We start from the raw sequence: 17,768 nt of genomic DNA, 5'->3' as shown, positions 1-17,768 counted from the left end.
GCACGGAGCGAACCGCGCTCCGTGCAGGCCGCCCGCAGACGGCTACCGGGCCGCCTGCGGCTTCTGGTACACGCGTATGTCCTCGTACAGGTGCGACCGGCGCAGTCGCCGGGTGCGCAGCAATCTGCGCAAGTCGGCACGGGTGTCGTGCATCAGCTGCCACTGGAAGTAGTTGACGTACTCGGCCACGGCCAGCCCGTACAGGACTGCCCCCGGCACCACGTCGATCCCTCGGGGCCTGCTCGCAAGGGCCGCCGCGACCACCACGAGACCCGCCGCCAGGCCCACCGCGCACACCGGTCGCAGCCACCGGAACACCCCCATCAGGGGTGGCCGGGACAGTCCCGCGCCCAACTGGCGCAGCTTCGCGGCCCAGTACAGCGCGCCGATGACCAGGTGCGCGGCCGCCAGCCCGTACCCGACGACGTTCGCCGCGCTCATCGGGGCGTCCGACGTCACGAACACCACCCAGCCGATCCAGACAGTGTTCGCAAGCTCCAGCACGGCCAGGTTGCGCAGCCGCGCCGTAAGTTCCGCCCGGAGGCGAGTCATGGTTGTCACCCCTTGAGCATGGTGTACCCACGCGGTCGCACCGCGGAGGCGTCCGCCGGATCAGTCATGGACGAGCTGCTGGTCGACCAGTGTGGCGTACGCTCCGCCGAGCGCGATCAGTTCCTCGTGCCGTCCGTCCTCGACGATCCGGCCCCGGTCGAGTACGAGGATGCGATCGGCATCCCGAACCGTGCTGAGGCGGTGCGCGATGACGATGCGGGTGCAGTCGAGCTCCGAGAGGTTCTCGTGCACGACCGCCTCGGTCGTGGCGTCCAGATGGCTGCTGGCCTCGTCCAGGAGGAGTACGCGCGGCCGGTGCACGACGGCACGGGCCAGGGCGATCCTTTGCCGCTGACCGCCGGACAGTCCGCTGCCGCCCTCGCCGAGGATCGTCTCGTAGCCCATCGGCATGCGCGTGATGTCGTCGTGGACGGCCGCGAGACGGGCGGCAGCGACGACGTCGTCCAGGTTCGCCTCGGGTTTCACCAGTGCGATGTTGCTCAGCACCGAACCGCTGAAGATGTCGGCGTCCTGGGTGACCACACCGCACTGGCGCCGCAGATGTCCCAGGTCGATGTCGATCAGAGGCGTCTCGCCGTAGGTGATCTCCCCGTCGGTGGGGTCGTAGAGGCCGAGGATGAGGCGCGCCAGGGTGGACTTCCCCGAGCCACTGCTGCCGACGATGGCGATCTTCTCGCCCGGGTTGACCGTGAGCGAGATGTCCGAGAGAGCCTCCGGGCCGTCCCCGGAATACCGGAAGCTGACGTCCGTCAGCTTGATCGGGTCGTCCAGGGTGACCTTCTCGTCCCCCTGGCCGACGCTCTCGGACGGCTCGTTGAGTACGTCGCGCAGCCGGTCGAGGTGGACCCGGATGGTCTGGAACGTCTTGATGCTGCGGCCCAGTTGCGCCACGGGGGACAGCGCTGCCCCGGCAAGGGCGATCAGGGCGAGCATCTCGCCGAGGGAGAGGTTGTCGCTGAACACGAGTGAGGCACCGAGAACGAGCATCAGCAGGGGTGACGCCGTTCCGAGCATGCCCAGGACGCTGTCGATCGCGTTGTCGAGCCTGCTTCTGCGGACCGATGAGGCCAGCTGTTCGGTGAACTTCTGTGACCAGCGCTCAACGACGACGTGTTCGGCTCCGGACGACTTCACCGTCTCGGCACTGGTTACCGCTTCCAGGAGGGTGCTCTGTGCCTCGCCGAGTGATTGGAGTTCGCGCTCGGTCAGGCGCTGTGCGCTCGGCGCCGAAAAGAACATGACGGCGAGCTGGACGGCGGCGATGGCCAGGATCGCGGCGACGAACAGCAGCGACTTGAATCCGATCACCACGAGGTAGATGCCCAGCAGGGCCACATCGAGGAAGACGGCGAGCAGCTGGCTGGAGACCGCATCACGCACATAGGCCATGCTCGATACGCGGACGAGGAGGTCACCGCCGGTGCGCAGTTGGAAGAACTGGTACGGCAGCGACATCAGGTGTCTGAGGAACGAGCCCATCATCGACCAGTCCATGCGGGTCTGGAGCCACAGCAGGAGCTCGGCCCGCGCCAGCGTCATCATCGCGTGGCTCACGGTGTAGGCGGCGAGGCCGGCCACCAGGATCAGGAGGGTGCTCTCCTGGCGGCCGGGCAGCACGCGGTCGACGACGTAGGCGGTCATGAAGGCCGGGAGAAGCCCGAACACGGTCAGGAGGACCGAGGCCCCGACGATGGCCGACAACACACTGACCGAGCGCGGCAGGAACGGTCTGACGAAGGACCACAGTCCGGCCTCGCCCCCGGTGCGCCGTTCGAGCACGTCGGTCGGCTCCAGTTCCAGAGCCACGCCGGTGAACGACGCGTCGAGCTCCGCATGGGTGATGCGGCGCCGCCCGGATGCGGGGTCGACGATGTCGGCGCCACTGCGGGTGATGCGTTCGATCACCACGAAGTGGTTCATCCCCCAGTGCGCGATCACTGGCATCGACAGCCCCGCAAGGGCGTGCGGTTCGGCGCGGAAGGCCTTGACCTTCATGCCGAGTTCGCGCGCGTGCCGGGCGATGGACGCGGCGCTGGCTCCGTCACGGGCCAGGACCATACGGTCGCGCAGCTCGGCGACCGTGGTGTGTCTGCCGTGGTGGGCGAGCACCATCGCCAGAGCGGCGACACCGCATTCGACCGATGTGGACTGCAGGCGTACGGGAACCCGGCGGCGTCCGATCCTCACTTGTCCCCGCCCCCGTCCAGGATGTCGAGCAGCAGCGGCCTGGTGCCCTGGTCGATGACCACCTGCGTACCGTCCTTCGTGTCGTCGAGAGCTTCACCGGCGCGCAGTTCGACGAGCAGCATGGTGATCTGGGCGCCCCCCTGGCCCGGCTGGAAATCCTTGACGCGCCCCGTCACTGTCCGGTTCACGCCCAGGCGCAGGACGACATCGGTGCCCTTCGCCGGAGGGGTGAACTTCGGGAACGCGAGGACGGCGTTGCCTTTGCCGGCCCCGGCGAGGGTTCCGGTCGGACCGACCGGAACCCTCACGAGCAGCCCCGCCAGCACGGTGCCGGCGATGATCAGTGCGCCGATCAGCGCCCACCGCCACCGCGGCGTCATGCGTTCGACGTCGAAGCCGGTTCGGGCCGGACCGCGGGGGTTGGCCCGGTAGGCGGCCACCATGCTCGGGCGGTAGACGCCCTCGGCGAGGGCACCGTCCGATGCGGCGGGTGCCGTGGTCTTGGCGTTCAACGTGCCCGTTCCTCCCCCGTCGGCCCACTCAGCGTCAGCAGGTCCGGCACCTGTGCGGGGTCGGCCTTGCGTGCCAGGCCCCAGGCGATGCCGGCGAGTCCGGTCATCAGTCCGGGGGTCTCCACACCGTTCGGGACACCGCAGAGCCAGCCGCTCTCACGGCCCTCGTGGAGCAGCGTGTTCCATACCGGAGGCACCAGCTCGGCGACCTCTGGCTCCGTGTCCGGGTTGCAGCTCGCCTCGATGAGGAGGAGGTTGCCGACGTCGCCGTGGCACAGGCTGTGGTTGCCCAGACCGGACACCGGGTCGAGGTCGAACCCGGTGGATATGGAGGCGAGCACGGCCCTGTGTCTGTCGCGTTCGATCGTTTCGGCGAGCTCCGGCGCGATTCCGATCCGCTGGAATTCGGTGCGTGCCATCGCGATGCCCGGGGCACCGTGGCACCAGGCGTTCATGACCGTCCGGCCGCCGAGGTTGGCCGGACGCAGGTCGCGCCAGGTCCGCAGACCGGGATCGTAGAGGGTCGACTCGTAACGCAGCGCGTGGTGTACGGCCTGCGCGTGCTCCGGGCGGGCGGCCACCTGGTCGAGCCGTGCGAGCGCGTACGCGATGCCGGACGCGCCGTGGGAGAACCCGGCCAGCGGCGCCTCGGGGTTGATAGGAGTGATCCAGCCCCAGCCGTCGCCCGTCTCCCGCCGGGTGGTGAGGAGCCGGTCGGCGCAGCGCACCGCGAGCTCGACGGCACCGCATCCGGGCGCGGCGGATTCCAGCGACAACAGCGACAGGATCGCCCCTGCCGATCCGGACACCACGTCCAGCAGAGGTTCTTCGTCGATGAGTTCACCGATGGCGGGCAGCAGTGCGGCGGCAGCCCTGGCGTAGTGCTGGCGACCGTGGCGGACGGCTGCGTGCGCCAGGGCGTACATCGCTCCGCCGAAGGGGCCGAAGGCGCCGATACCGAGGTCGGCGGGGCCGGGCTTCTTCTCCAGGCCGGCCAGGGTCTCGGCGACGAGCAGGGAGCGCTTGGCGACCTGGTCGAAGGCGGCCTGCGCCAGATCGCCGATCTCCGCGTCGCCGGACACGGCCGCGACCGCGTCGAGCGCGTGCGCGATGCCGGCGGTGCCGGTGTACAGGCCGATCGGGGCGGGGGCGTACTGCCAGTACTTTTCGTCCACCAGGTCGAGGCCGATCCAGCCCAGCCCGTGCTCGTCGCGGACGCACAGGCGCGAGAGCCGGCGTGCGATGCGCAGAGCCTCCTCGGCGAAGTCCCCGGAGTCCGCCGGGCTCTGCATCCGGGCACGCTGCCAGTTGGGCCAGCGCGCTTCGTCGTCGCCCATGACGGTGGCAGCGACGCTGGAACGGATGACGCGTTCCTGGAAGGCGAGATCATCGTCGCCGAGCGCGGTGAGACGCTCGCGTACGGCGGTCAGCGGAGCCGGGGTACGCGTGCCGATTCGTGCGTCGTCGAGCCCGCCGCGCAGGGCACCGGTGTCGGCGTCGACGGTGAACATGGGAATGTCCCCGAGCGACAGTTCGGCGATCTCGTCCAGGACCATCGCGTTGCGGCAGTCCGGCATCTCGGTGTGGCCACCGGCCAGTCGGGCCAGCGACCGTGCGTGGTCGAGTCCGTCGCGCAGGAAGTCCGGGTGGGTGCTCTCCAGCAGCAGGCGGCCATAGATGTGGGTGGGGCGGGCGATGAGCCGGGTCTTCACGGAGGCGAAGGCCGCGATCGGCCCGGCCTGGCTGAGGAGTTCGTCGCGTGCGGCTTCGAGGAGCCGGTAGACGTGGATGAAACCGTCCACGAACAGGTCGACGCGTCCGACCAGGTCGATCGGTTCGCCGTCGGCGGTCATCGGGTGATTGCGCTCGGCGTCCATCTCCATGCGGCGCTTGACCAACCGCATCCGGTCGGTGCCGCTGTCCTCCCAGGTGGGCACCGGCATCGGAGTGAGCTGACCGCCGTGCCCGGCCAGCCCGCTGACGTCGAGTCCGAAGGTTCCGTCCTCACCGCGTACGAGCAGTCGGTTGGGGAGGATGCCGACCGACTGGACCGAGTTGGCGAGCGTGACCGCGGCGATGTCCGTCTCGCCGTCGATCTTGACGACGGCAGCGGTCTTGTCGCTGTGCAGCAGTGCTTCCAGGTCGATGAGAACCGGGTGCTCGCCCGCGGCGAGAACGTTCTCGAAGTGGAAGTCGGTGGCATGCAGCAGATACAGCAGCGCCGTTAGCCCGCCCAGCCGCCACGCGTAGCGGTCGCCGCCTTCGGCATCCGTGGTCGCCGAGGTGTCGACGAGCTCCACCCAGCCGTGCTCACCGCGGTCGAGAATGCCTATGCGGGCGAGATCGTGCGGCGGGCGCTGCCGGTTGACCCAGTCGAGAAGGCGGTCGAACGCCACGTCCATGGCCAGCGACCGGGGTTTGAACACCAGCGAGCCGGTGTCGAAAGTGACGATCGCGACCGACCGGCCGCGGCGGTGCTTGTCACCGGCGCCGAACTCTATTCGTTCGAGGCGCTCGGGGCCGACCCTGGCGAGCATGCCCTCGCGCAGGACGGGCAGATCGGCGACGAGCGCTTCGATCAGCTCCACACGGGTGTCGATCCAGAACCGGAGCTGATGGACCAGGAGCCGGGCGAGAACCGGGTATTCGTCCCAAATGGCGAGGGCGTTGCCCTCGTCGCGCAGCAGATTCACGTAGGAGGCGAAGCGCTCCTCGGGAGTCTCGCCCGCCAGCCGGTCCTCGACGCGGGCGATGTTCAGTTCCAGGACCAGGGTCCGCTGCACCTGTCCCAGGAGGTCCGCTGCCGGGGCTGTCGCCCGCACCACGTCGAGCAGATGACCGAGATCGGCCATGACAGGGTCGGCCGAAGCCATGACCCGTTCCTCGACGAGAGCGTCGAGTTCGTGCACCGCGCCTTCAACGAGGGGCCGGATCACTTCGAGGAGGCCCATGTCGGAGTCGAGACGACGGTTGACGTCGGTGGCGGCCCTGCCCGCCGCCCACCAGCGGAGGAAGGTCTTGTGCCACTCCGGTTCATCCGTCAGCCGGGAAGCGAGGGACTCATCGGTCTCACCGAGCAGCGCGGACAGTTCGCTCGCGGTGACACCCAGCGGGGCCAGCCGCGTGTCCAGGCCGGCTCGATCGCCCTTGAGAGGCGCGAGTTCCCTCCACATGGCCAGGCGCTTCTCGCCACGGACAGTGTCGGTCCGGGACGGGCATCCGCCCGCCCTCTCGCCCAGCGTGGCCGCCCGGTGCCATGGGAGGCCTGTCCGGCCTTGCCTGCCGGTGTCGTGATCGGTTGCTTCGAGCGGCATTCTCGTCTCTCCTCCTGAGACAGGAACGCGACCGGCAGAGGCCCGAACTGACCCCCTGCCGGCCGCGTCATTTCTTCGGTAAGCTGCTGGATTACTTACAGGGCGTACCGGGGTCGCAGACGAGACCGCAAACGGTCCAGCCTGAATACCACGGCAAGCACCAGCAGCACCCGAGAGTGCCGAGGACACCGGTTCCTGCACCGTTGACCTCGGTCAGCTCCTCATCGGTGATTGCAGTGAGGCCTTCGCCCGACGGATGGGCGGGGGCCTCACTCCCGAGGGACAACCGGTACTCGGCGTCCTTCCAAGAGCGCACTACGTCCACGAACATCACTCCTTGATGTGATGGCGCCGGCTCAGCAGCAGCCGCGCGTACCCATGTTGCAACTGCCGCAGAGCGTCCCGGTGGGCGAGCACACCGTGACGGTCAGGGTGATCGTGGCGCAGGCCCACGTGGTACCGCCGGCGACGCCGTCGAGCTGATCGTCGGCCAGCTCGACCAGACCGGCAGGGTTGGCCGGAGCGTCGGCGAGAGTGGCCCGGTACTCCGGGTCCTTCCAAGCGCGAATCAGGTTCATTTGTCGTTCACCTCCCCTCGTTGCGAATGCGGACCACCGGGCGTGATCGGTGAGGAACGTCCGATCCCCGGTGGCCTGTTCGCCATCCTCCTGAACCCGGATTGGCCTGGAATACCGTGCGGTCACCGAGGCGAGCACAGACTGCGCATATGCCAGGCATGCATTCGGAGGGCACCCGTGCACACAAGGCAGCACAAGGCGGGGCGCCGGCCGTGGACTTCGAGCGGTGACGGTCTGCCCGTACTCATGGCGGTGGCCCGGCTTCTGTGCCGGGCGAAGGGGTCGACTCCGGGTGCCGGCCCGGACCGCACGTTCACGCGCATTTCACGGAACTTGGAAGACGTGCTCGCGCAGGGGCGTGCAGGCCCCCTGGGTGAGTCGGGCGCGTCGTTGTCCGCGCGTCCAGGGGAATGCCGGTGCTGCATGACCGGGCCGGCCCGGTGCTCCGCGAGCGCGGGGGCACACCGGAATCACCGGCCGCACGGTCCGCCCGGGGTCCGAACACCCCTGAGCGGCTCTCGGCCGTGGCAGGAATCGGCGTCTCGTGCGGCGCCCGGGTGCGAGCGACTCCATGACGACCGGGCTGGATCGCGCCCCGGTCGACATGGCATGGCGGTGACCGTCGCTTCCCCGACACACCAACCGACTGGCACGTCCTATGGATTGACGTGCCCGTGGACCGTGCCGGTGCGCGGGCAGCGCCCCGTCTCAGACGATCGGGGGTTCGAAGTCCCAGTACGGGCGGTTGCGCGAGCGGGCCGAGACCGTATGGACATGCTGGGCGCCGAGGGTGGTCGCCAGGTCGCCCAGCGCCTCGTTCTCGACCTTCTCGGCCCGCTGCCGCTCCCGGACGCCGCGCAGGTCCGCGGCGTGGGCGATCCGGGCGGAGAGGGTCAACGGGTGGGTCCGGCCGAGGGTCTCGGTGGCCCGGGTGATGACCGCGTCCGTCAGCGTGGCCGCGGATTCCGGGTCCCCCACCAGGTTGCGCAGCGCCGAGGCGTTGATGGCACACCCCAGGGTCCAGGGGTGGTACTCGCCGACGGCCTGTGTCAACGCGGCCAGGGCCCCTTCCAGCAGTGCGTGGGCGTGGTCGCGCTCGCCCACGTTGCGCAGGATCAGGGCGTGGTTGGCCCGCGTTCCCGCCACGAAGGGGTGGTCCTCGCCGAGCATGTTCACATAGCCGTCGACGACCTTCTCGCTTATGCCCCTGGCCTGGTCGATGTCCGCGTGCTCGCGGGCGAAGCAGCTCTGGCCGGCCGCGAACATCATGGTCAGCGGGGCGCCCTCGCCCAGCACTCGTTCGCATCGCTCCAGCACCCGGGTGAACAGGGCCGAGGCCGTGGCGCGCTCCCCCGAGCGGTAGTGGCACAGCGCGAGGTTGTACTCGGCTCCCAGGGTCTGCGGATTGTCGTGGCCCAGGACCAGCCGGTGCACCCGGACGCTCTGGTTCTGGAGCGACAGCGCGTCGCCGTAGCGGCCGAGCAGGCGCAGGTCGATGGCGTAGCTGGTCTGGGAGGACAGGGTCCAGTTGTGACGCTGGCCCAGGAACTGCCGACGGGCTTCCAGAGTTCGCTGGTTGAGCTCCAACGACTCCTCGTACCGGCCGAGCAGTCGCAGCGAAACGGCCAGGTTGTTCTGGGCGTTGAGCGTGCGTGAGTCCTGGTCGCCCAGCAGTTCACGGTAGGCGGCGAGGACCCAGCCCGACATCTCCAGTGCCTCGTCGTACCGGCCGAGGCCCCGCAGGTCGGCGGCGAGGCCTCCGGCGGCACGCAGGTGCTCCAGATCCTGTACGCCGCGTTCGGTACGCAGATGGTCCACGGCGGCGCGTTCGATCGCTTCCGTGCCGGCGTAGTCACCGACGGCCCGCAGCAGGTTGGCGTAGTGGTAGCTGAGGTCCCAGATCCTGGGGTGGTCCTCGCCGAGCAGTTCCCGCCAGGCCTTCATGGCGCGTTCGCCCAGCTTGATGCCGGCCCGGTACTCCCCGGAGAGGTACATGTAGCGCAGACAGTTGAGCACCAGGGTCTGCACCGCCGGGTCGGTGCTCTTGAGCACGTCGGCCCATTTCAGGTGCGGGGTGATCTCGGCGTAGGCGGGCCACAGCCGGGTGTCGGTGGGCCTGCCGGGGTCCGCGGCCGCGAGTGCCCGGCGGACCACGTCGATGAACTCCCGGCGGTCCCGTTCCGTCATGTCGTGACCGACGATCTGGTGGACCATGCGGTGCATGTAGAGCGACTCGCCGGACGACGCCTCGTCGACGGCCGACTCGTGGGACTCCAGCCGGACCACGGAGTACTGACGGAGCTGGCTGATCGCCTTGTTCCACAGCAGCGGGTCGTTCATCAGGCCGGAGACCTGTTCCGGCAGCTCACCGGCGGGCATTTCCTTCAGCAGCCGCACGGGGATGGAGCCGGGTGCGAAGAAGCTGCACAGGCGGAGCAGGTCGACGGACTCGGGGACGGTGTCCTTGAGCTTGTTCAGCAGTATCGACCAGGCGGTCTGGAAGGCGAGCGGAAAGTCCGCGGAGACCTTGACGACGTCCTGGTCGATGCCGCCTTCGAGGAGTTCGATGTACTCCTCGACCGACAGGTCGGAGTCGTTCAGCCAGCCCGCGGTCTGGTCGAGGAGCAGCGGGAGGTCTTCGAGCGCGTCGGCGAGCCGGTCGGCCTCGGCCGGGGTCAGGCGCGGGGCACGGCGCCTGATGAAGGCGACCGACTCGTCCCGGCTGTAGACGGGTACCTCGACGAGGTTGCTGTTGTGCTCGCCCCACTCCGGGTTGCGCGAGGTGATGAGGACGTGTCCGGGACCGGTCGGCACGAGGTCCCAGATGTGTTCGGGCTCGTCGGCACCGTCGAGGACGAGGAGCCAGTGGGAGTGCGGTTCGCCGCGGCGCAGCGCGTCCCGTACCGCGCGCAGCCGCTCGCCGTACTCGACGCCGGTGGACAGGCCCAGTTCGGGGGCGAGTTCGGCGAGCCTCTGGCGGTAGAGCGCACGCCGGTCGGCCGGCACCCACCAGACCACGTCGTACTCGGAACCGAAGCGGTAGACGTACTCCGCGGCCAGTTGGGTCTTGCCGACACCGGACATGCCGTACAGGGTCACGACTCCGGCGCCGGTTCCGGCGTCCTGAAGGGCCTGGTACGCCTTGTTGAGCAGTTCCTCACGCCCGGTGAACCGGGTGTTGCGGCGTGGTACCCCGCCCCACACCTCGGGGGTGTCGGCCGGATAGCGGGGGCCCGGCCGGGTCTCTGCGGAGGCGGGCAGCGGGTCCGTGGGCAGGCCCAGGCGGGTCAGCAGCCGCCGCTCGGCCTCGTCGGCACCGACGTTGTTCAGGTCGGCCGCGCCGAGGACGGAGGTGGCCCCGGGCAACGCCGAGGTGGTGACGGAGACGGCGGCGAAGCGGTCGGGATCAGGGGCGACGACCTCGCGCAGGGCCCTGTTCCACTCGTCGTGGCTACGGGGTCCGAGCTGGAAGTACCAGTCGCTGAGGATCACCAGGACCTGGCCCCGGGACAGGGTCAGGTCCCGCAGGGACTCCTCCAGCGGGATCTCCACCGGGGGGTCCCAGCGCTGCTGGACCACCGTCACGCCGCGCCGTTCCAGACGGTCCGCGATCCACGCCGCCCAGGCGCGGTTGAAACCGGCGGAACTGATGGTGACGGTCTGCGCCCCGGTTGCTCCAACTTGCTTACGCGTTCCGGGCATTCAACCGTCTCCCTGCCTCGATGCGAGCCTTTTCAACATACACCGGAGCATGGTCGCTCCGGCCGGTGTCGCGGGGGCTGTTCACTGTGTTCGCGAGCCGTTCCTCTGCTGCCATATCACCTTGGTGGTGGCCACGTACGCCTGCGCCCGCGCGAGATGACCCGTCGGGGGCGGACAATCATCCAGACGGTGGTAGAGCGTGATCATCTCGTTGACCAGCAACCGTCCTTCACGGGTCAGTGCCGCCGATCCCGCCAGCACGGGCAGCACGGCACCGACCTGCTCGCGGCAGCGGGCGTGCTCGGCCCACGCCAGGTCGCGGTGGGTGACACGCCGCGCGGCGAGCGCGAACCGCTGCCAGTAGTCGGCGAGCGCGAGGTGCGAGTAGGCGCCCTGGAGAAGCCCGTCGAAGGGCCGCGAGTCGGAGCGCCAGGGCGCGAAGTGACGCGGTGTCGCGTCCTCGTGGTGCAGCGGTGCGAGGGAGCCGAGGGCGGCCAGTTTGGTGTGCTGGAGTTCATGGACGAGGGTCGAGACGAAATAGGCGGGGGTGGCCGGTCTGCTGCTGAGGACGGCGCCGAACGCCTCGCGCCTGGTGCCGCTGCAGTGCGCCGCGCCCTCGCCGACGGGGCCGGAGCCGGGGGGCGGGCCGAGCGGCACCAGGCAGCGCAGTAGGACGGCCGCTTCGGTGAGACGGTGTGCGCCGCCGATACGGAGCAGGGGCCCCACCCCGGACCAGGACTCGGCCCAGGCCTTGCGTTCGTGGTCGTCGATGTGGGTGGCGGCGCTCAGTCCGTGACGCCGGAGCCCGTCCCCGTCGGTGCGGTACGGATCGACGTCGTCCAGGGGCACGGGTCCGACACCGCCGGGCACGGCGGGCAGGACGGACACGGGCAGCCAGCGCGGGTCGGCCGAGGAGGTCGTTCTGTCCGGTTGCGCGTGTGCGGTCAGGGGCGGCCCGCCCGCGACCGCACGCATCGTCAGGCAGCCGTCGGAGAAGGCGATGTCGACCGGGCCGGAGGCCGTGCGCAGGGCGCCCAGGGTGGGCAGGGACAGCAGTCCGCCGTGAGCGGCGAGGCGGGCCGTGAACGCGCTTCCGGCGCGGATCGCCGCCGCGGCGGCCAGAGCGCTGAAGTGGTCCAGGTCCGCGTGGAGTTCGGCTCGGGAACCGGCACCGGCGAGGCCGCGCAGGCAGCGCTGCGCCCAGGGGCCGGCGAGGGGGTGGAGCAGGACGGTACGCACGGCGGCCCGGTCGGCGCGTTCCGCCGTCTCCAGCAGAGCCCAGTCCTGACGGAGCCGGTCGAGCAGCCGGGGCGGGCAGACGGTCGTGGGGGCCGCCTCGGCCGCGTCGAGCACGGCGCGCAGGAGGAGGAGCCGTCGGGTGTCCTGGTCGCGTACGAGCAGGCGGAGGGTGTCGGCCCCGCCCTCGGTGCGGCCGAGTTCGTGGAGCGCGTGGTCCGGGAGTGGGGGGATCATCGGTGTTCTCCTGCGGTCGCGTCGGACAACCGGCCCGCGATGTGGCGTACCAGCCGTTCGAGATCGGCGCAGTAGACCGACGGGTTGGTGAAGCCATGGGCCGCGTGGTAGCGGTGTGCGTAGTGGCCGCCACCGCAGACGTTCAGCAGTGGGCAGGCGCGGCAGGCGTCGGCGAGCGCGGCGGCGCCTGCCTGACGGGCGGCGACACCGGGGTGGCGCAGGGCGTCGTCGAAGGTGTGGCGGAAGATGTCGAGCCCGGTGGCGGCTGCCGTGTCGTAGGCGGACTTGAGGGAGTCCACCTGTTCGATCGTCCCGTCGGTCTCGACGACGACGGCGTTGACGGGGTGGAGGCCGAGCGATTCGGTGGCGGCGGGCAGCCCCAGCAGCAGGGCGAGGCACTCCTCGAAGAGCCGCACCCGGGTCTCCCGCCGTTCGGCCCGCCACCAGCGGTCGAAGACGGTGGTGAGCCAGTCGCCGTACGGGGTCGGGCGGCCCGATCCCGGCCCTGCGGGGGTCGCCCCCGCGACGGGCAGTCCCGGTGGGGGGTTCGTCCAGTTGCCGTGCGGCAGCAGCAGGTCCAGGGCCGGCGGACGCAGGGCGAGCAGCGACTCGTACGTCTCGATCGGGTCGGTCCGGGGGTCGACCACGGTGAGGATGCCGGCGTACGCGCCGGGGTGCCGGTCGGCCAGGAGCCGGGCGCCGCGCGAGGCGGCGGGCCAGGAGGGGCGTCCGGCGCGGTCGGTGCGCCGGGTGTTGTGGGCGGCCAGACCGCCGTCGAGGCTGATGCCGACGCGTATGCCGTGCCGGGCGAGAGCGGCGACGCGCGCATCGGTGAGCAGGGTGGCGTTGGTCTGCACGGTGGCGTGGACGGTGCAGCCCGCGGGCACCAGGTCGCGTACCCGGTCGGAGAGGGCGGTCAGCCGGTCGACGCCGGCGAGGAGGGGTTCGCCGCCGTGCAGGACGAGGGAGGCGCCGCTCAGTCCGTGGGCCGCCGCGTGTTGGGCGATCCGCTCCGCCGCGCGGTCCAGAACGGCGGGTGCCGCGGCGGCCGGGCGATCGCGCCAGGTCCGGTCCGGGCCCTCGTAGAGGTAGCAGTAGCGGCAGGCCAGATTGCAGCGGCCGTGCACCTTGACGATGAACTGGCCGAAGGGCAGCGGGATCCGGCCGTCGGCGTGGGGCCCCGGGCGCCGGGGCGTGGGCGGCGTCGCCTGTCGAGACACTCCGGCACCCCCGTGCTGCACGTCCCTGGGACCGGCCCCCGTTGCCGGCCCGGAGCGAATATCCCTGGCCTGCTGTACGGGCAAACCGGTCCCGGACCACGATGTCCTGTTCAACCGGGCTCCGGACCGAAATCGTGCGGCCCCTTCCGGCGAGGCGGCCCGGCGACCCGGTTCAGAAGGCGTTGGTGAATCCCCACAGCATCTCCCGTGGTTGCTCGGCCCGGCCGCGCAGGTCCGCGACCACTTCGGAGAGCACCGGGTGGTTCAGGGTCCGCAGGGCCTCCAGATCGAGCTCCAGCAGATCCGGCAGCGCATCCGGCCCCTTCGACGGTCCGTCGTCCGGCCCGCCGTCACGTATCGACTCGCTCATCATGTCTCCCCGTACTGCCGCATCGAGCCGCCGGTGATGTGCTCGCCCTTGAGCGCATCCCGTCGAGCCCGCGTCCCTGACCCGCATGTCCCTGCCGGCACGGCACCGGCACCCGTACTGCCGACGCCCGCGCCCCGTTCACGCCTGCCGCGTTCACGAAGGGTGCCCGCGCAACCGTCGATGTCGTCGGTGCGGGCCGTGGGCACCCGTCGCTCCTGTACCGATGCCCCGCACAGCGGGGCATACGCCTGGCTGCGGGCGTCGCCGACCGGCGTCGCCCGTACGCCGGTCGCACACGCCGCGCATCACCCCGGCATCGGAGCGCCCAGGCCTCTCGTTCGGATCATGCCGGGCTCGCGTGCCCCGGCACCGTGCCTCGCCGGTCCGGCCTGACCGAACGGGAGGCCCTGGTGCTCTCCGTCGAGCAGTCAGCGCTCCAGCTCCGCCAGCCGCTCGGCGGTCGACTCGCCCGCCGCGCCGCCGCCGTCCGGCAGTTTGCGCCATTCCTGGCGGGCCGCCCGGTACGCCTCGCGTGCGGCCCGGGGGCGTCCCGCCCTTTCGTAGGTCATACCCCGCCAATGGTTGGCTGTAGCACCCAACTCGACTGCTTCTTGGCGATGTTGCGGACTCTCCAGCTCCGCTTCTGCCGTGCCTGCCGCCTCGGCAGCGTCCCGGAACGCCTCGGCCGCGTCGTCGAGCCGGGCCGGACGTCGCAGGACCCGGGAGGCGTCCAGGTGGGACAGGCCCAGTTCCAGCCAGCAGCGCGCCGCGGTCAGCGGATCGGTGGCCTCCTGGGCGGCGAGCCCGAAGAGATGCTCGGCCTCCCGCAGGTCGACCCGGTCCTCGGTGGCCCGGTGCCGCAGCATCAGCGCCCGGCCCAGCATCAGCAAACGCTCGGCCTGGCGTGTACCCCCCGTCGCCGTCTCCGTACGGCAGTCCCGCAACACCCGTACCGCGGCACCGATGTACGCGCGTCCGTCGGGCAGTCGGGCGCGGCGCAGCAGCGTGCCGCCCCACTCGGCGAGCAGATCGGCGTGGGCCTGCGAGTCGCGCGGGACACCGCGCGCGGCGCGGGCGAACCAGTCGGCCGCTTCGACGAGGGCGTCCGGGTCGCCGGTGTGTTCGTAACGCGCGACGCGCACCCGGCCCGCCCGGGTCTGGAGCAGGGCGCGCTGCCGCTGCTCCCGCACGGTCTCCAGGGCCTGCTCGATCAGCGTCGCGGCCTCGTCCGGTTCCTCGCCCGAGCCGAGCAGGGCGTCCACGAGGTCCAGCAGGATGCGCACCTCGGTTCCCATGGTGTGCCGGCCGCCGCCCTGTTCGAACGCCATCCGCAAGGAGCGTGCCGCCTGTCCGGCGTACACCCGGGACTGTTCGGCGTCGACGGTGGCCCCGGCCAGCTTCAGCAGGGTGCGGCCGTGGGCCAGCGGCAGGGCGGTGGGCCGGTTCTCCTGGTCGGGCCAGACATCGGCGAACGCCTCCAGCATGCCGTACGCGGCCTGCAGCAGAGCGGTGTCGCCGTCGAGCCTCCACTGTGCCTCCAGGGCCCGGACCCGCTCCAGGGTGAGCCGGAGCGCCTCGGCGGGTTCCAGACCGGGGTCCGAGCAGGCTGCCGTGTACTCGCGGTCGGCGCGGCGCAGCAGTTCCAGTGCGCCGCGCCGGTCACCGCGCCGCCGCCGGTCGTCCGCCGCGGCGTGCAGCACCTTGGCCAGCACGGCTCGTTCGCGCACCGCTCCGGGGTGCGCGGCGGCCCGTTCGGCGGCGTACTCCGCCTCGCGGAGCAGCTCGGCGTCCCCCTGCACCTCCCACAGCCTCAGGACGCAGCGCGAGTACTCCGCCCACAGCTCGGGGTCGGCGCCCGGCCGCTCCTCGCGCTCCGTGGCGCCCCGCAGCAGCTGCACGGCGTCGATCAGGTACTGCACCATGCTGTCCGATTCGAAATGCCGTACCAGGACGCGGGCGCTCTCCACCGCCGCGTTCGGTGTCTGGACGGAGCCGCGGTCGGCGTCCCGGCCGGTCTCCCTCACGAACTGCTCGGGCAGGGGCATGAATCGCTCCAGTACGCGGACCGCGACCTCGGCGAAGGGGTGGGGGACGCGCGACCCGCCGCTTGTGCCGCCCTCCCCGTTCTCGTCACCCTCTTCGAACTCCCCGTCAAACGCGCCGCGCCCCATGCCGCCGGTGGTGCGGGTGGCGCGCGAGGAGCCGTACCGGCCCTCGCCGAGCTGGGCGAAGGCCAGGGCCGGGAAGTTCGGCCCGCCCTTTCCGAAGCGCTGCTCGATGTACTGCGAGCAGTGCTTGAGCACGAGCAGCGCCTCGTCCCGGCCCAGCGGGCCGAGCAGCGCCTCCCGGACTCCGGGCGCGAACTCGTACCACTGGCCGCCGTCCTCGGCCCCGTCCTCGCTCCTGCTCCGTGACAGCAGCCCGCTCAGCAGCACCTCGGCAAGTTCGGACGGCCCCGAGTGGGGCAGCATCGTGCGCTGCACCAACTGCATCACCGGCAGGTACAGCGGGGCCGCCGCGAGGTAGACGGCCAGCTGTCCGGCGACCGGGGAGGCCGCCGAGCGGAAGCGGCTGACCAACTGGAGCGAGGACAGCCCGTCACCGGGACGCTGTGCGGCCGCCGCGGGCTGATCGGCCCGCACCCAGCCGACGGCTCCGGAGATCTGCCCCGCGCCGGTACCGGACAGCAGCCTCGCCCAGGCCGCCAACGCGCCCTCCACCGGCGGAAGTACGGGAATCGCCAGGGCTCCCGGATGCACGGCGGGCCCGGTACCGGCATGCTCCATGACCTTCAGGACGGCGGCTCCGCCCGGCCCCTCGCCGCGGGACAGTGAACCGTAGGTGACCGGCAGCCTGGTCCGGTTCCACATCCGCTGCGGCAGGGGCTGGAGCACGGCCGTCGGCGCCTGCCGGGCCAGCTGGTGCAGCAGGCGGTGGGCCCGGCCGCTGTGCCAGAGCGGACCTGCGCAGTCGCTGACCAGCACGGTGACACGGCGGCCGGTCGGATCGCTCAGCCGGTCCGCGGAGTTCAGCGGTGCGGCGGCCGGATCGGGGCTGCGGCTCACCGCGGCCGCGCCGTCGGGACCTTGGTGCAGATAGCGCACCTGAACGTCCCGGAAGGCGCCCAACTGGCCGAATATCTGCTGGATTTCCCCGAACATCCGGTCCCACACCAGCATCGACGACGAGGCGTCCATGACGCACTGCACCAGCGCCTCGCCTCGGGACGCGCCGCGGAAGACCGGCATGATCATCCCGCCGGACCGGGCGCTGAGCTCCGCGGTCGCCGTCTCGTCGAGGGTGCGGCGCAGCGGGGGCGCCGCCGGACGGTATCGCTGCAACGGGCGCAGGGCCCGCTGGAGTTCGAGCGGCGCGGGCAGGGCAGGGGCGGCGGGCACCCCGAGAGAGAGCGCTCTCGCCCGCCCTCCCTGGGCGACACCACGCCCGCGCCCGCCCGAGCCGTCCGGACGGGGACCGGCGGGTGGCCGCGTGCGGGGTACGGGGTAGAGGTGGATCCGCCGGTCGTCGCCCCCGAGGCCCTGCTCCTCCACCGGCTCGTCGTCGTTCGCCACGCGGGCCGGGGCCTCGTCGCGGCCGGTCACCGGCGATGTCGGCCGCTCGGCCTCCCGGTTCTCCCGTGCCCGCTCGAAGCGGAGCGGCGGCCCCGCCTCCTCGTCCTCGTCGTCCGGCGCGTCGGGATGGCGGGTCCAGCGGGCCAGCCAGAGGGCGTCGCAGAGCTGTTCGGCATCGGGGTCGAGCCCGGCCTCGCGCAGCCGGGCCACGAACACGGGCAGCAGGCCGCCGTCGTACGGCAGGGAATCCGAGTGCCGTGCCGGTCC

At 71.3% G+C, this 17,768-nt stretch carries 11 protein-coding genes; all 11 read right to left on the bottom strand.

What is annotated here, in order from left to right:
- Positions 1–42: 42 nt before the first annotated feature.
- Entirely contained in the window at positions 43–552 is a 510-nt protein-coding gene (locus ACF1B9_RS17780) for a multidrug transporter (protein WP_391741750.1), read from the bottom strand.
- Between the two features lie 60 nt (positions 553–612).
- Entirely contained in the window at positions 613–2,760 is a 2,148-nt protein-coding gene (locus tag ACF1B9_RS17775) for a peptidase domain-containing ABC transporter (RefSeq protein WP_391741749.1), read from the bottom strand.
- On the bottom strand, positions 2,757–3,272 hold the full coding sequence (locus ACF1B9_RS17770) for a hypothetical protein (RefSeq protein ID WP_391741748.1): 516 nt from the start codon (positions 3,270–3,272) through the stop codon (positions 2,757–2,759). Before ACF1B9_RS17770 ends, ACF1B9_RS17775 begins: the two co-directional genes overlap by 4 nt.
- A complete protein-coding gene (locus ACF1B9_RS17765) occupies positions 3,269–6,586 on the bottom strand; it encodes a type 2 lanthipeptide synthetase LanM family protein (RefSeq protein WP_391741747.1) in 3,318 nt (1,105 codons plus the stop codon). The genes ACF1B9_RS17770 and ACF1B9_RS17765 overlap by 4 nt, the downstream gene beginning before the upstream one ends.
- A 91-nt stretch (positions 6,587–6,677) precedes the next feature.
- The gene (locus ACF1B9_RS17760) at positions 6,678–6,917 is read right to left on the bottom strand and encodes a mersacidin/lichenicidin family type 2 lantibiotic (protein ID WP_391741745.1); all 240 of its coding nucleotides are present in this window, start codon (positions 6,915–6,917) and stop codon (positions 6,678–6,680) included.
- 25 nt (positions 6,918–6,942) lie between these two features.
- Positions 6,943–7,164 (bottom strand): mersacidin/lichenicidin family type 2 lantibiotic, encoded by a 222-nt coding sequence (locus ACF1B9_RS17755; RefSeq protein ID WP_189542286.1) that lies wholly within the window; start codon positions 7,162–7,164, stop codon positions 6,943–6,945.
- Positions 7,165–7,872: 708 nt separating this feature from the next.
- Entirely contained in the window at positions 7,873–10,866 is a 2,994-nt protein-coding gene (fxsT, locus tag ACF1B9_RS17750) for an FxSxx-COOH system tetratricopeptide repeat protein (protein WP_391741744.1), read from the bottom strand.
- An 81-nt stretch (positions 10,867–10,947) separates the two neighbouring features.
- Positions 10,948–12,339 (bottom strand): aKG-HExxH-type peptide beta-hydroxylase, encoded by a 1,392-nt coding sequence (locus ACF1B9_RS17745; RefSeq protein WP_391741742.1) that lies wholly within the window; start codon positions 12,337–12,339, stop codon positions 10,948–10,950.
- Complete coding sequence (locus tag ACF1B9_RS17740; protein ID WP_391741907.1) at positions 12,336–13,493, bottom strand: FxsB family cyclophane-forming radical SAM/SPASM peptide maturase; 1,158 nt, start codon at positions 13,491–13,493, stop codon at positions 12,336–12,338. The genes ACF1B9_RS17745 and ACF1B9_RS17740 overlap by 4 nt, the downstream gene beginning before the upstream one ends.
- Before the next feature lie 238 nt (positions 13,494–13,731).
- Entirely contained in the window at positions 13,732–13,929 is a 198-nt protein-coding gene (gene fxsA, locus ACF1B9_RS17735) for an FxSxx-COOH cyclophane-containing RiPP peptide (protein ID WP_391741741.1), read from the bottom strand.
- A gap of 428 nt (positions 13,930–14,357) precedes the next feature.
- Complete coding sequence (locus tag ACF1B9_RS17730) at positions 14,358–17,723, bottom strand: SAV_2336 N-terminal domain-related protein (protein ID WP_391795924.1); 3,366 nt, start codon at positions 17,721–17,723, stop codon at positions 14,358–14,360.
- Positions 17,724–17,768: the final 45 nt, after the last annotated feature.

Origin of the sequence: Streptomyces sp. NPDC014727 (assembly GCF_043083485.1) — a bacterium.
GTDB lineage: Bacteria > Actinomycetota > Actinomycetes > Streptomycetales > Streptomycetaceae > Streptomyces.
This window is presented reverse-complemented; position numbering and strand designations above follow the sequence as displayed.